This window comes from Natronolimnobius baerhuensis (genome assembly GCF_002177135.1).
GTDB lineage: Archaea > Halobacteriota > Halobacteria > Halobacteriales > Natrialbaceae > Natronolimnobius > Natronolimnobius baerhuensis.
In genome coordinates this window covers 203,407-218,253 of the sequence record NZ_MWPH01000003.1, presented here as the reverse complement: position 1 = coordinate 218,253, position 14,847 = coordinate 203,407, and the positions used below count along the sequence as shown (strand labels likewise).

General features: G+C 61.5%; 21 protein-coding genes and 1 tRNA gene. 10 read left to right on the top strand and 12 right to left on the bottom strand.

Going from position 1 to position 14,847, the window contains the following annotated elements; translation table 11 throughout:
* Positions 1–56 precede the first annotated feature (56 nt).
* Positions 57–464 (bottom strand): DUF5788 family protein, encoded by a 408-nt coding sequence (locus B2G88_RS13655; RefSeq protein ID WP_087715071.1) that lies wholly within the window; start codon positions 462–464, stop codon positions 57–59.
* Between the two features lie 76 nt (positions 465–540).
* Entirely contained in the window at positions 541–720 is a 180-nt protein-coding gene (locus B2G88_RS13650; RefSeq protein ID WP_054863832.1) for a hypothetical protein, read from the bottom strand.
* A gap of 110 nt (positions 721–830) precedes the next feature.
* Between B2G88_RS13650 and rpiA the strand changes: the two genes are divergently transcribed.
* Complete coding sequence (rpiA, locus tag B2G88_RS13645; RefSeq protein WP_087715070.1) at positions 831–1,538, top strand: ribose-5-phosphate isomerase RpiA; 708 nt, start codon at positions 831–833, stop codon at positions 1,536–1,538.
* On the opposite strand, the gene B2G88_RS13640 is transcribed toward rpiA, so the two are convergent.
* Complete coding sequence (locus tag B2G88_RS13640) at positions 1,539–1,961, bottom strand: hypothetical protein (RefSeq protein ID WP_054863833.1); 423 nt, start codon at positions 1,959–1,961, stop codon at positions 1,539–1,541.
* A gap of 128 nt (positions 1,962–2,089) precedes the next feature.
* Between B2G88_RS13640 and fni the strand changes: the two genes are divergently transcribed.
* Positions 2,090–3,145 carry a type 2 isopentenyl-diphosphate Delta-isomerase gene (gene fni / locus B2G88_RS13635; RefSeq protein WP_087715069.1) on the top strand — a complete coding sequence of 352 codons (1,056 nt, stop codon included), beginning with the start codon at positions 2,090–2,092 and terminating at the stop codon, positions 3,143–3,145.
* Positions 3,146–3,302: 157 nt separating this feature from the next.
* Here fni and B2G88_RS13630 read toward each other — a convergent pair whose 3' ends face one another.
* Positions 3,303–3,470, bottom strand: coding sequence for a DUF1931 family protein (locus B2G88_RS13630; RefSeq protein WP_004267503.1), 168 nt, complete (start codon positions 3,468–3,470; stop codon positions 3,303–3,305).
* 255 nt (positions 3,471–3,725) lie between these two features.
* Here B2G88_RS13630 and larB point away from each other — a divergent pair, with 255 nt between their 5' ends.
* The 3 genes from larB (at position 3,726) to B2G88_RS13620 (ending at position 5,090) form a co-directional block, all read left to right on the top strand.
* Positions 3,726–4,487, top strand: a complete 762-nt coding sequence (gene larB, locus B2G88_RS13625) for a nickel pincer cofactor biosynthesis protein LarB (protein ID WP_087715068.1) — start codon at positions 3,726–3,728, stop codon at positions 4,485–4,487.
* Between the two features lie 106 nt (positions 4,488–4,593).
* Positions 4,594–4,743 carry a DUF7563 family protein gene (locus B2G88_RS19645; protein WP_176393246.1) on the top strand — a complete coding sequence of 50 codons (150 nt, stop codon included), beginning with the start codon at positions 4,594–4,596 and terminating at the stop codon, positions 4,741–4,743.
* Between the two features lie 83 nt (positions 4,744–4,826).
* Positions 4,827–5,090 carry a GIY-YIG nuclease family protein gene (locus tag B2G88_RS13620; protein WP_054863834.1) on the top strand — a complete coding sequence of 88 codons (264 nt, stop codon included), beginning with the start codon at positions 4,827–4,829 and terminating at the stop codon, positions 5,088–5,090.
* Between the two features lie 9 nt (positions 5,091–5,099).
* On the opposite strand, the gene B2G88_RS13615 is transcribed toward B2G88_RS13620, so the two are convergent.
* Entirely contained in the window at positions 5,100–5,690 is a 591-nt protein-coding gene (locus B2G88_RS13615; RefSeq protein WP_054863835.1) for an NADPH-dependent FMN reductase, read from the bottom strand.
* 131 nt (positions 5,691–5,821) lie between these two features.
* Here B2G88_RS13615 and B2G88_RS13610 point away from each other — a divergent pair, with 131 nt between their 5' ends.
* Positions 5,822–7,216 (top strand): phosphoglucomutase/phosphomannomutase family protein, encoded by a 1,395-nt coding sequence (locus tag B2G88_RS13610; RefSeq protein WP_087715067.1) that lies wholly within the window; start codon positions 5,822–5,824, stop codon positions 7,214–7,216.
* A 33-nt stretch (positions 7,217–7,249) separates the two neighbouring features.
* On the opposite strand, the gene B2G88_RS13605 is transcribed toward B2G88_RS13610, so the two are convergent.
* Complete coding sequence (locus B2G88_RS13605) at positions 7,250–7,708, bottom strand: response regulator (protein ID WP_087715066.1); 459 nt, start codon at positions 7,706–7,708, stop codon at positions 7,250–7,252.
* 144 nt (positions 7,709–7,852) lie between these two features.
* On the opposite strand from B2G88_RS13605, the gene B2G88_RS13600 reads away from it, so the two are divergent.
* The gene (locus B2G88_RS13600) at positions 7,853–8,221 is read left to right on the top strand and encodes a hypothetical protein (RefSeq protein ID WP_054863836.1); all 369 of its coding nucleotides are present in this window, start codon (positions 7,853–7,855) and stop codon (positions 8,219–8,221) included.
* 11 nt (positions 8,222–8,232) lie between these two features.
* Here the strand turns inward: B2G88_RS13600 and cysE are convergent, their stop codons facing one another.
* The 5 genes from cysE to B2G88_RS13575 all read right to left on the bottom strand — a co-directional run bounded on the left by cysE (position 8,233) and on the right by B2G88_RS13575 (position 11,428).
* Positions 8,233–8,745 carry a serine O-acetyltransferase gene (cysE, locus tag B2G88_RS13595; protein ID WP_054863837.1) on the bottom strand — a complete coding sequence of 171 codons (513 nt, stop codon included), beginning with the start codon at positions 8,743–8,745 and terminating at the stop codon, positions 8,233–8,235.
* Positions 8,746–9,063: 318 nt separating this feature from the next.
* Complete coding sequence (locus B2G88_RS13590; protein ID WP_087715065.1) at positions 9,064–9,543, bottom strand: hypothetical protein; 480 nt, start codon at positions 9,541–9,543, stop codon at positions 9,064–9,066.
* Positions 9,536–9,964 carry a hypothetical protein gene (locus B2G88_RS13585; RefSeq protein WP_087715064.1) on the bottom strand — a complete coding sequence of 143 codons (429 nt, stop codon included), beginning with the start codon at positions 9,962–9,964 and terminating at the stop codon, positions 9,536–9,538. The genes B2G88_RS13590 and B2G88_RS13585 overlap by 8 nt, the downstream gene beginning before the upstream one ends.
* A 98-nt stretch (positions 9,965–10,062) precedes the next feature.
* The gene (locus tag B2G88_RS13580; RefSeq protein ID WP_054863840.1) at positions 10,063–10,731 is read right to left on the bottom strand and encodes a metallophosphoesterase family protein; all 669 of its coding nucleotides are present in this window, start codon (positions 10,729–10,731) and stop codon (positions 10,063–10,065) included.
* A gap of 103 nt (positions 10,732–10,834) precedes the next feature.
* The gene (locus B2G88_RS13575) at positions 10,835–11,428 is read right to left on the bottom strand and encodes an IMP cyclohydrolase (protein ID WP_087715063.1); all 594 of its coding nucleotides are present in this window, start codon (positions 11,426–11,428) and stop codon (positions 10,835–10,837) included.
* Between the two features lie 118 nt (positions 11,429–11,546).
* On the opposite strand from B2G88_RS13575, the gene B2G88_RS19965 reads away from it, so the two are divergent.
* The 3 genes from B2G88_RS19965 (at position 11,547) to B2G88_RS13560 (ending at position 13,456) form a co-directional block, all read left to right on the top strand.
* Positions 11,547–12,344 carry a homing endonuclease associated repeat-containing protein gene (locus B2G88_RS19965; RefSeq protein WP_054863841.1) on the top strand — a complete coding sequence of 266 codons (798 nt, stop codon included), beginning with the start codon at positions 11,547–11,549 and terminating at the stop codon, positions 12,342–12,344.
* 131 nt (positions 12,345–12,475) lie between these two features.
* Positions 12,476–12,548 (top strand) — tRNA-Gln (locus tag B2G88_RS13565).
* Between the two features lie 140 nt (positions 12,549–12,688).
* Entirely contained in the window at positions 12,689–13,456 is a 768-nt protein-coding gene (locus B2G88_RS13560) for a rhodanese-like domain-containing protein (protein WP_054863842.1), read from the top strand.
* On the opposite strand, the gene B2G88_RS13555 is transcribed toward B2G88_RS13560, so the two are convergent.
* Complete coding sequence (locus B2G88_RS13555; RefSeq protein ID WP_087715062.1) at positions 13,453–14,808, bottom strand: oxidoreductase; 1,356 nt, start codon at positions 14,806–14,808, stop codon at positions 13,453–13,455. The two genes, B2G88_RS13560 and B2G88_RS13555, sit on opposite strands and share 4 nt — an antisense overlap.
* Positions 14,809–14,847: the final 39 nt, after the last annotated feature.

The window sequence follows — 14,847 nt, the reverse complement described above, 5'->3', positions numbered from 1 at the left end:
GACCACGGAGACGGGGAAAAAGGTTCGCCGAGCAGCGTCGATGGGTCGTCTGCGCTCTATCGGCGGATCGTATCCACAAACTCGAGCCAGCGCTCGTGATCCTCGAGCGTTGCCGAGCGTGCCTCGGACCCGAACCGGCCGCGCCGGAGACTCTGAAGGGCGTTCGCGGCGCGGTCGATGCCGGCGATGGCCTCGACGATTTCGTCGCCCTCCTCGCGGTCGATTGGTGCCGACTCGAGGCGCTGGACGAGGCGTTTGCGCTCTGCCGTGAGTTCCTTGCGCGTCTCGTGTAGCAGCGGTTTCGCGTCGTCCGGAATCCCCTCCACCTTGCGGGTCTCGATGAGGAACTCCTCGAGTGGGAGCTCGTCGTCGCCGACGGTGATCGTCTCGGGGAGTTCCTGCCCGATAGTCGCACTCTGGCGGTTGGCCCGCTCGAGGAGGGACCGTCGTTCGGCGGTGTCCATACCGGCGGCAATGAATGTGAGCGAAAAATCAGTTGCGGTTGCTCGAGGGGACGCGGCGTCGTGCCCGTCCTGATTCTTACCACCGCGCCCTGGCTTCGATGACGAGTCCGACGAAGCCGACGAGAAAGCCACCAAGTGCGATGAGGAGGCCGAGTACGAAGAGGTCGGGATTCGCCGGCTCACTGCCGATATACGTGACGAACCCACCGAACAGCACTGTGAGAACGGCGATTCGGTGCAGAAACGATTCGGTCATCTATCCTAGGTTCGTCTCACTGATCAATCGAATCTCTCGTCGTGGCGAATATTGCGTCGGGGGCGACCGAGAGATACACCTTTTTCCCGTCGCCCCGCACCCGTTGGAGTATGAAGACGGCAGGCGGCACCGACGCCGCGAAGCGACGAGCGGGCGAACGCGCAGCCGAAGAGGTCGACAACGGCGACGTCGTCGGGCTTGGAACCGGGTCAACGACCGCCTACGCCATCGACGCCATCGGGGAGGCTGTCAGCGACGGCCTCGAGGTACAGGGTATCCCCACCTCATTCCAGTCGCGCCAGCGCGCGCTCGAGGCGAGCATCCCGCTGACTGATCTCGATGCAGTCGAAACGGTCGATCTCGCAATCGACGGCGCGGATCAGGTCGTCGACGATCCAGATGCGAGCGGCTACGGCGCGCTGATCAAAGGCGGCGGCGCGGCGCACACGCGCGAGAAGCTTGTTGATGCAGCCGCGGAGCGATTCGTTGTCGTCGCCGATCCCTCGAAACTCGCCGACCGACTCGAGCGCTCGGTGCCGGTGGAAGTCATCCCCGACGCCCACACCGTCGTCGCCGACCGCGTGCAGGATCTGGGCGGCGAGCCGACGCTGCGCGATGCTGAACACAAGGACGGCCCCATCGTGACCGACAACGGGAATCTGGTGCTCGACTGCGCGTTCGGGCCGATTTCGGATCCGAACGAACTTGCAACGCAGCTATCGCGGATTCCAGGCGTCCTCGAGCACGGGCTGTTCGTCGACTGCGCGGACGTGACCTACGTCGGCCTCGAGGAGGGTGTCGAGACTCGAGTGTACTGATTATCCTTCAAGCGGCTCAGTTTCTCCGCCGTCGTCCGTCGGCGCATCCACCCGCCCGACGAATAGTCCGAGAATCACGTACAGCACGCCGATGACTCGAGCGACCGGCACCACCCATGGCTTCACCTCGAGGTCGGTCGGGTTCTCGTAGGCGATGGCGAGGCCGTACGCGAGCATCTGCTGGGGAATCGCCGCGAGCATGAAGCCGAGGAGGGTAAGCGGTGCACGCAACGGTTTTGGGAACTGCCCGCGGAGCGCGAACGTACAGAACGCCAGCCCCTCGAGTCGTGCGATTGGAATTGTTATCGACCGTAATTGCCCGTCGTCGGGATTCTCGAATGCGGCCTGTTCGGTCGCGTTGACGATTTTATCGGGGACGAGAACGTACAGTAGTCCGAAGCCAACCGCGAGTGCGCGTTTCATCGGTACAACAGGTACGACCCCACGGACTAAAAAACTCGAGCCCCACGTTCTGCCAGCCGTGTTTCGACGGCGACAGGGATGGACACCTTTTCAATGACCTCGTTCTATTCTCCCCTAGAGACGATTCGATGCCCGAGACATCCGACAGGAAAGACGATCACATCCGCATCATCGAGGAGGAAGACGTCGAGACGACCGGCGCGGGATTCGCCGATATCGACCTCGTTCACGAGGCACTGCCGGAGATCCACCGCGACGAAATCGACACGACGACCACACTGTTCGGCCAGGAACTGGCTGCCCCCATCGTCATCGAGAGCATGACCGGCGGCCACCCGAACACGACGAAAATCAATCGCGCGCTCGCTGAAGCCGCCCAGGAGACCAACATTGCGATGGGCGTCGGGAGCCAGCGCGCCGGAATCGAACTCGAGGACGAGGCCTTACTCGAGTCCTATACCGTCGTCCGTGACGTGGCCCCCGATGCCTTCCTCTATGGAAACGTCGGCGCAGCACAGTTGCTCGAGTACGACGTCGACGATGTCGAGCAAGCCGTCGAGATGATCGACGCGGACGCGATGGCAATTCACCTCAACTTCTTACAGGAGGCCGTCCAGCCGGAAGGTGATATCGACGCGCGTGGCTGTCTCGAGGCGATTGAACACGTTGCAGCCGACCTCTCGGTGCCGGTACTCGTCAAGGAGACGGGTAACGGCATCTCGCGGGAAACAGCCGAGCGACTCGCTGACGCTGGTGTCGACGCAATTGACGTCGCTGGCCAGGGTGGGACGACGTGGTCCGGAATCGAGTCCTACCGAGCGGCCGCCGTCGGTGCAGACCGACAGGAAGCAATCGGCCAACTGTTTCGCGCGTGGGGCGTCCCAACCGCTGTCAGCACGGCTGAAGCGGCGTCCGCTCACGAGACAGTCATCGCGAGCGGTGGCGTTCGCTCCGGGCTAGACATCGCGAAGGCAATCGCCCTCGGCGCACAGGCAGGCGGCCTCGCGAAACCGTTCCTCCGACCGGCAGGGCAGGGAACGGACGCAGTCGTCGATCTGATCGAAACGCTCGCACTCGAGTTACGAACGGCGATGTTCGTCACTGGGTCGGCATCGGTTGCGGATCTCCAAGAGGCAGAATATGTCGTTTGCGGGCGGACGAACGAGTATCTCGAGCAGCGATAGGGACGATGGGTTCAGGCCTGTTCGGGACTCGCCAGTTCCTCGAGAACGGAAGACGTACGGAACACTCTCGGTATGCTATCTTTTCGCATGCAGTAATCAGACCATACCTGTCGGTATGGACTGTAGCGTCGATAAAACGGTTGTCAGCTGGCGTTCCTTACAGGTCGCGGGGCTGGACCGTCTTCCGGTCGTTTGCTTCGGCGCGTCGGGCTGCGTCTTCGAGGAGTTCGTCGACTTCCTCGTCGAGTGCGTCGTAGAAGTCCGAGGCAACGTTTTTGTCATCGAGCGCTTCCTTCACGGCGGCTTTGACGATAAGGTCTGCCATACGATGTCTTTGTTCCTCTTTCCCTCATATAAATTCTTTGGTTGTAGTACGATATATGGGGTCCTCAGGGGTTGATTCGTCCGTTTCGATGGCTGTTCTCACCGGAAAGTATATGTCGGATGAATCTCGCTCAGTCGTTTCACCCGTGTTCGGGCAACGAATGGGCCTCGCGCGCGGTTCGGGCGCTCTCGCTCGTGCTTTCTCTTTCTCGCAGTCGGTCGACGGATTCGAGTGGTCACGTCACCCACCTCGAGTATGCGCGAACTTCTCGAGGCCGTCGCTGACGGCTCACTTTCGCCGGCACAGGCTGAGGCCGAACTCAACGGCTACGTCACGGGTGAGGCGGGCCGATTCGACGCGGCTCGCCAGCAGCGCCGCGGCATCCCCGAAGCGATCCTCGCCGAGGGAAAATCGGTCGCACAGGTGGTCGAACTCGCTGCAACCGCACTCGAGACGACGGATCGAGCACTCATTACACGTGCTTCGGACGAGCAGATTGACGCCCTCGAGTCCCACTCGGAGTCAACGGCAACGACGCTCGAGCGTCGTGGAACCACGGTTCTGATGCAAACACCGGACTACGAACAGCTCTCGCTCGAGGCGACAGTCGGAATCGTCACTGCGGGGACCGTTGATGGGCCGGTTGCGGACGAAGCGGAGGCGGTCTGTGCGGATGCGGGTGCGACGATTGACCGAGTCGACGACGTCGGCGTTGCTGCACTTGATCGCACGCTCGATCAGGTTGAGCGCTTTCGCGAGGCGGACGTCTTGATCGTCGCTGCCGGGCGAGAGGGTGCACTCCCGACGGTCATCGCGGGCCTCGTCGATACGCCAGTGATCGGTGTCCCGGTCTCGAGTGGGTACGGTTACGGTGGCGACGGCGAGGCCGCCCTTGCGGGAATGCTCCAGTCCTGTACCGTCCTCTCGGTGGTCAACATCGACGCCGGATTCGTCGCTGGCGCACAGGCTGCGCTACTCGCTCGCACGGTTTCCAACGCCCGATCCGATGGACCATAACAGCAAAAATAATCTTCTGATATCAACAATACCTTACTGCGTTTGGCCAAGTCTTTTTAACAACTCGACTGCAAGAGCCATATACCGGCTGCTGCCGGTGTGTCCAATGCCCACCTGTGACCACTGCGATGCCCACGTTTCCGAGCGCTTTGCACGCGTCTTCGCCGACGAGTACGGCGACATCCACGCCTGCGTGAGTTGCTCGGCAAACGCCGGCATCTCCGAAGCCGCGAGAAAACGTGCTCGTGGCTCGTAACCCCACCTGAGAATCGCGACTGATGACCACCCAGGACCCCTGCGGACGAGTCGCTTTTTACAGCCGTGTTCGTACCGTTGGCTATGGCTGACGAGCACATCGTCTACATCCTCGAGTGTGCCGATGGAACGTTTTACACCGGCTATACGACTGACCTCGAGCGGCGAGTCCGCGAGCACAACGCAGGCGAGGGGGCGAAGTACACGCGCGGGCGCACGCCAGTCGAGGTTCGTCATCACGAACGCTATGAGACACAATCAGCAGCGATGTCTCGCGAGTACGAGGTCAAACAGTTCACACGCGCGAAGAAGGAAGAATTGCTCGAGGAACGTCTCGAGAGGGACTAACGCGCGCAATTAGTCGTCAACAGTCGTTCGCGGCGAGGTCACGTTGGGTTCGATGAACGCATACTCGGCAAGCATTCGCCCGAGCTTTCGCGTTCGATCCTCGAGAGCGTCCTCAGTGAACGCACGGCCGTCGATAGCGTCGGGGTCGTCGACGAACTTGCTCGAGGCGCTGCGGATGCCGACCTGGTGGGGGAGCACCCAGCCGTGGACGCCACGGACCGTGATTCGAAGGTGGTCGAGCGTCGAGCCGTAGCTGCCGCCGCCGGCGGTCGCGAGCAGGCCGACAGTCGTGTCTTCGTACTCGTCCCAGCCGCAGTAGTCGTGGAAGTTCTTCAGCGCACCCGAGTAGGAGCCGTGATAGACGGGCGTCCCGAGGGCGACGGCGTCGGCCTCGCGCATGAGCTGTTTGACTTCTGCCCCGTCGCCTTGCCCGTCGATATCCGGATTGTAGACCGGCAGATCGTACTCGCCCAAATCGAGGAGCGAGGCCTCTGCACCGGCTTCCGAAGCCGCCTCGAGTGTGTACTTGAGTGCGGTTCGCGTGTAACTCGTCTCGCGGAGACTGCCGTTGACTGCGAGAACGGAGGGCGACTGACTCATGGCTCGAACTAGTGTCTCTATCGATAAATCTCCGCCGTCTTGGATAGTCGGTTCGTACTGCAGCGCTCGGTTTTTGCGCGGACGCTGCCAGTCGGCGTCGGTTTTTTCGAGGGGGACAGTGATGGTAACGTATGGAGACGATCCGTTTCGGTACCGATGGCTGGCGGGCGACGCTCGATGAGTTTACTGCACCCCGTGTCCGGATGGTCGGACAGGCCGTGGCGACGTACCTGACCGACGAGGGCCACGACGCGCCCGTCGTCGTTGGCTACGACGCCCGGAAAACGTCGCGTGGCTTTGCAGAGGAACTGGCGCGCGTACTCTGTGTCAACGGATTCGACGTGCTCATTCCCGAACGCGACCGCCCGACGCCCCTCGTCGCCCACGCAATCGTCGAGCGCGACCTCGCGGGCGGTCTCGCGATTACTGCCTCGCACAATCCACCGGAGTACAACGGTGTGAAGTTCATTCCCGAGGACGGCGCGCCGGCCCTGCCGGAGGTGACTGACGCCATCGCCGAGCGACTCGCCGAGCCTGACCCGCTGCCCGAGGCCGAACACGGCAGCGTCCGTGAGGTCGACCTCGTGACGCCCCACGCCGAGGCCGTCCACGAGCGCGTCACCAGCATCACCGGCGATGTCGACCTCTCTGCCCTCACCGTCGCCTACGATGCCATGCACGGCAGCGGCCGCGGGACGACTGACGCTATTCTCGAGGAGGCGGGTGCCTCACTCGAGTGTCTGCGCTGTACTCGTGACCCCGACTTCGGCGGCGGCGCACCGGAACCCGCAGCCGAGAATCTCGAGGAGCTAATCGACCTCGTCACCGCCGAGGAGACGGCCCCCGAGTTGGGAATCGCTAACGACGGCGACGCCGACCGAATCGCAATCGTCACGCCAGAACGCGGATACCTCGACGAAAACCTGTTTTTCGCCGCCTGCTACGATTATCTGCTTGCAGGCGAGACTGGCTCCGTCGTCCGCTCGGTCTCGACAACGTTCCTGATCGACCGCGTTGCCGAGGCTCACGACGAGGTCGTCCACGAGGTCCCAGTCGGGTTCAAGTGGGTCGCGAAGGCGATGGCCGACCACGACGCACTAATCGGCGGCGAAGAGTCCGGCGGCTTTACGATTCGCGGCCACGTCCGCGAGAAAGACGGCGTTCTCATGGCCCTGCTCGCAGCCGCGATGCACGCCGAAGAACCACTTGATGAGCGCGTTGACCGACTGCTTGCTGAGCATGGCACTGTCGTTCAGGACAAACGAAGCGTCGCCTGTCCCGATGACGAGAAAGCACGCGTTCTCGAGGACCTCGAGGACGAAATTCCAGAAACCGTCGCTGGGACCGCTGTCGAGGGTGTCAACACGGCCGATGGCTTCAAACTCCAACTTGCGGATGGCTCGTGGCTGCTCGTTCGCCCGAGTGGCACCGAGCCGGTGTTGCGCGTCTACGCCGAGGCGACCGTCGATGACCGCGTCGAGACGCTGCTCGAGGCCGGAACGGCGCTGGTCGAGCCGCTCGTCTAGTTCGAGGCCGGCTGTCGCTCCGTCGTTGCTGCGTTATGACGGTGCAGGTGGATGGTGTGCCGTCTCGAGCCAGAACTCCTCGATAGCGCCCGCCATCTCGTTATATTCGACCAGATTATCGGGTTTCGTGAGATACGCATTTGCGGCGTTTTTGTAACTTTCAGAGATATCGCTTTCAGCCGACGAACTCGAGAGGACGAGTATTGGTGGTGGCGGGTAATCGAGTTTTGTATCGAGCAACTCGAGGACTCTGAACCCGTCGATTCGCGGCAGATTCAGATCTAACAGTACCAGATCGGGATTGTCGTCTGACAACCCGGGCTCGTCCTCACGCAGATGGAAGTAGTCGGCTGCTTCCTCGCCATCTTTGACGACGTGAAATGTCGTCTCCGTCTCAATCGAGTTGAATGCCTCCTTCGTGAGACGGACATCGCCCGGGTTGTCCTCGATGAGCAGAATCTCGACTGGCTCGGATGGGATGAGGTTGGACATATGAGTCACTAAAACGTTGTACAGCAACACGTCTAAGCCCCCTTCCTAAACATGTGGTGTAACAGCTCCTTGATATATGGTGGTCCGGTGAGGGTTGCGTGCTCCGGGCTTTCGTTTACCGGGCTTGCTCCCCACTAGTGGCCCATGAGCAACCAATCTGAGGACGCCGCGTACACGGAATTGACACCGGATGCCTGGCATCAAAATGACGCGGGGAACTACTCTCTTGACTGTCCGGAGTGTGGCTCTGTGGCGACGCTGATGAACGTCGTCAAACACGGTCGTTGTAACGGCTATCTCGACCAGTACGAAGATGAGACGGAACTCGACGAGGAGTCTTTCGACTGCACGGCGAAACTCTGGCTCGAGCTTGGGTACGTCTCTGATCCGGACCCGAGCGCAACGGACTCGGACGCCGAGCAGTCCGAGGAAAGCGTTGAGACGGGTGAGGGTGTTCCAGCCGAAGGGTCGCCGCCGGGGACGGATGGAACGGTCGACGAGAGTCAGCAATAGACGGGCCGTCGTTACTCGTCAACGCGCTCTGCCGGGACGCCCGCGACGGTTGTGCCCGACTCGACGTCGGCAGTGACGACCGAGCCAGCACCGACGGCTGCATCCTTTCCGATGACGATATCACCGAGTAGCGTCGCGTTCGCGCCGATTTGTACCCCGTCCTCGAGCGTCGGATGGCGCTTGATCGGTTCGTTCGTGCTCCCGCCGAGCGTCACGCCGTGGTACATGTGGACGTTGTCGCCGACCTCGGCCGTCTCGCCGATGACGACACCCATACCGTGGTCGATTGTGACCCGACGACCAATCGTCGCCGCCGGATGAATTTCGACGCCCGTCAGCATGCGCACGAGATGTGAAAACACCCGTGCGAGAAGTTGTAACTCGTGATTCCAGAGCCAGTGTGCAAGCCGGTGGCCCCAGACCGCATGCACGCCGGGATACGCGAGTGCGACCTCGAGACACCCCTTTGCGGCGGGGTCGCGTTCGCACATCGCCCGCGTGTCCTCACGCAGTCGGCGTAACATTGCTTGAGGAGGGTTCTGCGAGGGCACTGAGAGTGTGACGCCACGAGCGTGTGACTCGAGCGGGAGAAACGAGGGAACGGCAGCAACACCGGTTCACGGCGTGTGGGGGTCGCTTCCACTCGGTACACGCGGTGTCGCCGGTGTCTTCCATGGCTGGGAGTAGCGAAGTACGGCGCCTAAAAGGGTTCGCTTCCCGGATCGTATGCTTGGGATTCGATGTCGGGTGGTGGCCGGGACACAGACGAGGGCGACGTCGGACGACTGTCCAGTTGGGAACAGCCGGGATACCGACCAGATACGCCAGTAGCGTCTGCTCCGTCACGCTGCCCGTGGCTCACCGAACAGCATGGCCGCGGTGAACACACCCCAGATCACCACCCCGACGAAGGCCCAGGTGGTCGTGCGCAGGCGCCTGTCGTAGGCGTCCAGATCATCCTTGTTCGCGACAAACACCGCGATCATGTACGCCAACATCTTCACCGGGTTTTTCGAGGTCAACTGATCTGGGTCTCGAGGCAGCCCTCGGAGTTGCCAGGCAGACCAGCTGCCATAACAGAACAGCGAGACCGGGATACCGATCCACGACCCAGCCGCCGCAGCTACGGGTGGATCGGCCAGCGTCACTGTCGGATTTGCTTCGGGCAGCCACAGTAGGTACACCATGAGTCCCATCACCGATAGAAAAAACGACACTATCGACGCGACGAAGAGCGCCTTAAACAGCCCTCCCAGTGTGTCGGGGCGGAAACGGGAGCCCCATCGTTCGGTTTCCTCGTCGGTGATTGATTGCTCACTCATGTGATGTTCTCTCGATGAGTGTCGATCCCACGTAGGGGGCAAATACCGCAATCGGAACGGCTACAGCGAGCCCAACGAGCAGGTTCGGGCCAGCGAAAACGAACGCGATGGTGAACATCGCGAACGCGCCGAGATAGAGGCCCTGACCCAACATGGCTAGCTGTGCGTTGCCCCCTGCCCGGCGGACCGCCGCTGCAAACGGGACGGTCTCGTCCGACTCTTTTTGAACGGCTGAGAGCCGAAGCCGCCACGGAGCATACAGCACCGTTCCACCTCCCGCGAACACGCCCATGATAGTCCCGTAGACGACGCTCTCGAGGACGTAGACGCCTAACGCGGCGAAGATGGCGAACGCCGGTACGGCGAATCCGTATCCGATCAACTCGAACGTTCGGTCGGCATACTCCAGCGTTTCACTCATTATATTCTCCATTTAAATATCAGCATAAGAATGTATCGGTCAGACCAAGCGGCGGCTATACGGATTCAAAGCGATACTCAGTCCAATCTGGCGGAATGTCACTTCCCGCGCGCAAGCCGGCTTCCGATCTGCTCGGGTAACCCGGCCTCCCTGACCGCCGCCTGCACTGCCTCGATATCGTACTCGACGCGATACGTATCGACGGTCATCGCCTCGAGATCGACCACCGCGTAGCCCGCCCGCGGGTCGTCGTCTCGAGGTTGGCCGACGCTGCCCGGATTGACGACGATTCCCTCCGCGAAACGTTCGACCCCCTGGACGTGGGTGTGCCCAAGGACGAGCACGTCCTCGTCGCCGAGCAGGCGGGGTGAGAACTCTCGAGGGTAGGTATATCGCGTGTAGCGATCCGGATCGTCCGGATGACCGTGGACGAGTTTGATCCGACCGTCGCATGCGAGGCGCTCTGTAGGGAGGTCGGCCAGCCACTCGTGGTGATCCGCAGAGAGGCGCTCTTTGGTGTAGTCGACACCTGCGCGGGCCATGCTGTTGAATCGAAACGGCGTGTCGGCGGCGACAGCGGCGTCGTGGTTCCCCATTACTGTCGGGACCTCCCGTTCGCGCAGCGTGTCGATACAGTCTGCCGGCCACGGGTTGTATCCCACCACGTCGCCCGCACACAACAGCCGGTCGACTCCGGGCATATCCTCGAGAACGGCCTTGAGGGCGACCCGGTTGCCGTGGACGTCCGAAATGAGTCCCACCTGCATGCCCGATGTGTACAACTGCAAGCGGTTTGTAGGTTTGGCACGCGCAAGCACATCACACCCTTGGCTTCGCCTCGATCACGACAGTATCGCGGTTCGAAGCCCGTTACTCGCCGTTCTCGAACGCCGTCTCGAACCCATCGTCGGTCAGCGCGACGCCGGCCGCACAGACCGCGTGTTCGAACTCGAGGTCGTAGGCCTCGCGTGCCGCCTCGGATGCGCTCTCGGCTGCGAACTCGATTGCTTCGGGACTGTCTTTTTCGTAGGTCGCAACCAGCGTCGGCTCCTCGACCGGTTCGACGATGAGGGCGTCCTTGCGAACGGTGCCGATCAGTGCCTCGCCGTCGTCAGTGATCGTCGCCGCAATCCGAGGCGTATCGTAGTCGTCCTTCTCGTAATCCAGCGCGAGCAAACTCTCCGCGAGGGCATCGCGGGCGGGATACCCCAACTCGAGTTTCTCCGCGATTGGGTCGACGTGCGAGCCGTTCCCGAACGCGACGGTCTCACCGTCGGCTGGCGTCTCGACCACACGCAGGCAGTTGTAGGCAACGTAGGGATTGTCCGTCTCCGGTGCGTCCTCGGTTGGCCCCACGGTCAGTGCATCCTCGCGCTCGCTGATCTTCCGGTTCGGGAACGACCTCGAGGAGACGCGGTAGGCTCCACCCTCGGGTCCAACAACGACGAATCGTCCAACGTACATACTCGAGGCTGCGTGAGAGAACGGAAAAGTGGTATCGGTTTGGGCTCGAGTGGTGATATTCGCCGGAGCAGCGGGCGAGTGGCTGTGGTTTATATACAATGGTGCGCCCAAACGGGGCGTGACGACGGAAGCGGACTGTCTCGAGGCCTTGCTCGAGGCTGCCGAACAGCTTGGCGAATCGCCGACGAAAGCGCAGTACGAGGAGTTGGGGTTGACGCCGGCATCAGCGACGATTATTCGAACGTGTGGTGGCTGGAACGATGCAAAGCAGAAGGCAGGGTTAGAAACGGCCCGATCCTCCGGATCTCGTGTCCAGCCAAAACCTGACGATGTCGAAATTCCCGCTGATCTCGTTTGGGAAGAACTTTCCGTTGATCAGCGATGGCATTATCGAAACACGGAGTGGAACACAGAGCGATCGCTACGTCGTCGCTCACGCCTTCGTTCGTGGCTCAATGATCTAAAGCGGAATCGAGGATGTTCACGGTGCGGAGTTGTTGCTGCTGCGTGTCTTGACTTCCACCACGTCGACGAAACGACGAAAGAGATGGCAGTCGGGCGAATGGTCACCTACGGATACGGGAAAGAGAAACTTCGTGACGAAATCGATAAGTGTGTGGTTCTCTGTGCCAATTGTCACCGCAGGCACCATTATACATCACCAACACAGGGGCGTCGTCGGTGGATTCACGATCAAAAACAGGACGTGGGCTGCAATCGCTGCTCGGTGTCCGATCCTGCCTGTCTCGATTTCCATCACGACAGCAATACGAAGGAGACAACCATCACCAGATTGGTCGCAGATAATCGGGCGAAAGACCGAATTCGAACTGAAATGGAACAGTGTACCGTTCTCTGCGCGAATTGCCACCGAAAGGAACACTTCGAGCCACCACGGACGAGTTTTCTCGATTAGGGACTGCCCACTTGAGAATCACCCGACATTGTACCCCGTTTCCGCTTGCAATCCAGTTCGTAACACTCTAATATGACCACGCGTTACTGATTGGTACGTCGTCGGTAATCGCGGACCGGCGAAACATGTCAAGTCCATTAGGGTAGTGGCCAATCCTGAAGCCTTCTGGGGGCTTCGACCCTGGTTCGAATCCAGGATGGACTACTCTTTCCGTTCTTTCGACTCGAGAATCCTCCTCGAGCTATAGTGTGATCTCCAGTTGAAACGAAGGGGTCTCGTCACTGTCGCCGGTAACGGGAGCGTCACCAGAACGCCTATTTGAGCGACGGCCCTACTGGCTGTCAATGAATCGACGGCACTTTCTTGCAGCGGGGACAGCGGTGACGGCCGCTGGGCTCGCGGGTTGTCTCGGCGGCGACGACGGCCAGGGATCGTCCGCGGATGGCTACGGGCCGGACTCCGAGGAGACGCCAGACGAGCGTTCAATCGACACCGACAGCTACGAAACGGCAAGCTACAACGGGACGGAGGTTCCGCTTGCACCGCTCGAGGATGTCGAATACTGGTATCTGCGTCAAGAAGCGCGAATTGTCGATACGCGACTAGAAAATTCCTACGAGGATCTCCGAATCACCGGCGCAGCGTTGAGTACCGCACCCAACGGACTCGACAACGACCCAACCGCAGACTGGCCACAGGAAGACCGCATCGTCACCTACTGTGTTTGCCCACACACGATGGCAGTCCAGCGCGCTGCGACGCTCATCGATGCCGGGTTCGAGGACGTCTATGCGCTGGATGATGGCCTCGAGCCGTGGGTCGTCAACGGGTATCCAATCGAAGGCGATGAGGTCGACGGTCAGGCGGCCGCGCAGTTGCCAGCCTATCACGTCGAAGGGCAGTCTGATCCCGCCTACGCCGGCGAATACATCAGCGTCCGGACGGCCAGCGGCGACAAAGAAGAGATGAGTGTCGTCGATCCGGACGGCAGCTACGAACTGACGCTTCACTTTGCGAACCTTGTAGACGACTCCGTGCTCGAGGTCGACGCGCCCGATTACACCCGCGAACTGACGCTCGAGGAGGCGACGAGCGACGTTATTACGGCTTAATCGCTGTCCTTTCGATCATACGCACCCGCTCGCTCGAGGGTTCCCCGTTCACGTAACACGGCTGGTGTCCGACAGATGCCGGGCGCGCCGGTCGCCTGCGGCACCGTGCAGTTGTTACAGCTCTCACAGAGGACTCGCGTTTCTTCGTCGATAGCTGCGGTTTCACCGCTTTCGAGCAATCGTGCCCCCAATCGCGGTTCGGCGTAGAAGGGACGAGCCATCCCCACCATGTCGCAGGCTGCTGGGTTCGAGTCGTCGCCCAGCAGCCGATCTATCTCGCCGCGCTCGCGAATCCCTCCTTCCGCGAGGACGGGAATCGACACCTGCTCGCGCACACGCTGGCAGAACTCGGCGTTCCAGGCGGGCTCGAAATCATACTGTAGCGACTCGAGCCAGTTGCCGAACGCGACCAGCCGTCGTCGAGTCGGACTCCCGAACGCTGCGTCGTAGCCCTCCCGCAGTGCTTCGTTGGCCCACGCGCGCTCGGGGTACTCTCCGCGGATGATGCTCATGTCCCAGACGACCGACGCCTGGACGGGAACGACGGCGTCGTAGCCGATTCGTTCGAGTCGTCGAGCGATTTCGATGCCGTCCGTGAGCGAGAGTTTTCGCCGGACGATGGGTGCAGGCGGCGCGGGTGTCTCTGCCGGAACTTTGGTCACCAGCGGCACGTCGCCCGCCCGGTCGCGAATTTCCTCGTGCACCAGCGCGAGAAACTCGAGTCTGGCCTCGGGCGAGCCGCCGAACTCGTCGTCCCGGCGATTATAGAAGGGCGAGAGAAACTGCTGGATGATACCCATGTTCGCCCCCGAGAGGTGGATGCCATCGTAGCCTGCGTCGGTACAGTAAGCGGCCGAGCGGCCGAAGTCAGCAGCGAGTTCGTAGACTTCCTCGGTCGAGAGGACGTGTGGATCGTACTCGAGAAAGCCGAGGCGGTCAGCGAGCCGTAACTGCCAGGGTGGCTTCGACACTGCCAACTGCTCGAGATTCGGATTCTCCTGGCGGTGTTCGGCGTGCCAGGTTTCCATACTCCGGAGACCGCCGTGCTCGAGTTGGACGAAGATGCGCCCGCCGTGGTCGTGGATGCGGTCGGTCAGCCGGGATAGGCGCGAGACGAACTCGGGGTCGTGGACACGGGTCATCCCCGGTGCGGCACAGCCGCCGTCCTCGCGGACGATGGTTGCGCCCTGAAAGATGAGGCCGACGCCCGATTCGGCGGCTGGCTCGAGGTCATCGATTAGCGTGTCGACAGAGTCCGGCCCGTTGCCCGCACACTCGAGCAAGGGAGCCCGGTAGAGCCGGTTGGGAATCTCGCAGTCGCCAATGGAGAGCGGGTCCTCGAGGGAGGTCATGGCTGAGGTATCACGGGCCGAACCAAGAGCGTGACGCCG

Coding starts and splice junctions, on each gene's coding strand:
- B2G88_RS13655 (WP_087715071.1), bottom strand. CDS start 464: ATGGACACCGCCGAACGACGGTCCCTCCTCGAGCGGGCCAACCGCCAG.
- B2G88_RS13650 (WP_054863832.1), bottom strand. CDS start 720: ATGACCGAATCGTTTCTGCACCGAATCGCCGTTCTCACAGTGCTGTTC.
- rpiA (WP_087715070.1), top strand. CDS start 831: ATGAAGACGGCAGGCGGCACCGACGCCGCGAAGCGACGAGCGGGCGAA.
- B2G88_RS13640 (WP_054863833.1), bottom strand. CDS start 1,961: ATGAAACGCGCACTCGCGGTTGGCTTCGGACTACTGTACGTTCTCGTC.
- fni (WP_087715069.1), top strand. CDS start 2,090: ATGCCCGAGACATCCGACAGGAAAGACGATCACATCCGCATCATCGAG.
- B2G88_RS13630 (WP_004267503.1), bottom strand. CDS start 3,470: ATGGCAGACCTTATCGTCAAAGCCGCCGTGAAGGAAGCGCTCGATGAC.
- larB (WP_087715068.1), top strand. CDS start 3,726: ATGCGCGAACTTCTCGAGGCCGTCGCTGACGGCTCACTTTCGCCGGCA.
- B2G88_RS19645 (WP_176393246.1), top strand. CDS start 4,594: ATGCCCACCTGTGACCACTGCGATGCCCACGTTTCCGAGCGCTTTGCA.
- B2G88_RS13620 (WP_054863834.1), top strand. CDS start 4,827: ATGGCTGACGAGCACATCGTCTACATCCTCGAGTGTGCCGATGGAACG.
- B2G88_RS13615 (WP_054863835.1), bottom strand. CDS start 5,690: ATGAGTCAGTCGCCCTCCGTTCTCGCAGTCAACGGCAGTCTCCGCGAG.
- B2G88_RS13610 (WP_087715067.1), top strand. CDS start 5,822: ATGGAGACGATCCGTTTCGGTACCGATGGCTGGCGGGCGACGCTCGAT.
- B2G88_RS13605 (WP_087715066.1), bottom strand. CDS start 7,708: ATGTCCAACCTCATCCCATCCGAGCCAGTCGAGATTCTGCTCATCGAG.
- B2G88_RS13600 (WP_054863836.1), top strand. CDS start 7,853: ATGAGCAACCAATCTGAGGACGCCGCGTACACGGAATTGACACCGGAT.
- cysE (WP_054863837.1), bottom strand. CDS start 8,745: ATGTTACGCCGACTGCGTGAGGACACGCGGGCGATGTGCGAACGCGAC.
- B2G88_RS13590 (WP_087715065.1), bottom strand. CDS start 9,543: ATGAGTGAGCAATCAATCACCGACGAGGAAACCGAACGATGGGGCTCC.
- B2G88_RS13585 (WP_087715064.1), bottom strand. CDS start 9,964: ATGAGTGAAACGCTGGAGTATGCCGACCGAACGTTCGAGTTGATCGGA.
- B2G88_RS13580 (WP_054863840.1), bottom strand. CDS start 10,731: ATGCAGGTGGGACTCATTTCGGACGTCCACGGCAACCGGGTCGCCCTC.
- B2G88_RS13575 (WP_087715063.1), bottom strand. CDS start 11,428: ATGTACGTTGGACGATTCGTCGTTGTTGGACCCGAGGGTGGAGCCTAC.
- B2G88_RS13560 (WP_054863842.1), top strand. CDS start 12,689: ATGAATCGACGGCACTTTCTTGCAGCGGGGACAGCGGTGACGGCCGCT.
- B2G88_RS13555 (WP_087715062.1), bottom strand. CDS start 14,808: ATGACCTCCCTCGAGGACCCGCTCTCCATTGGCGACTGCGAGATTCCC.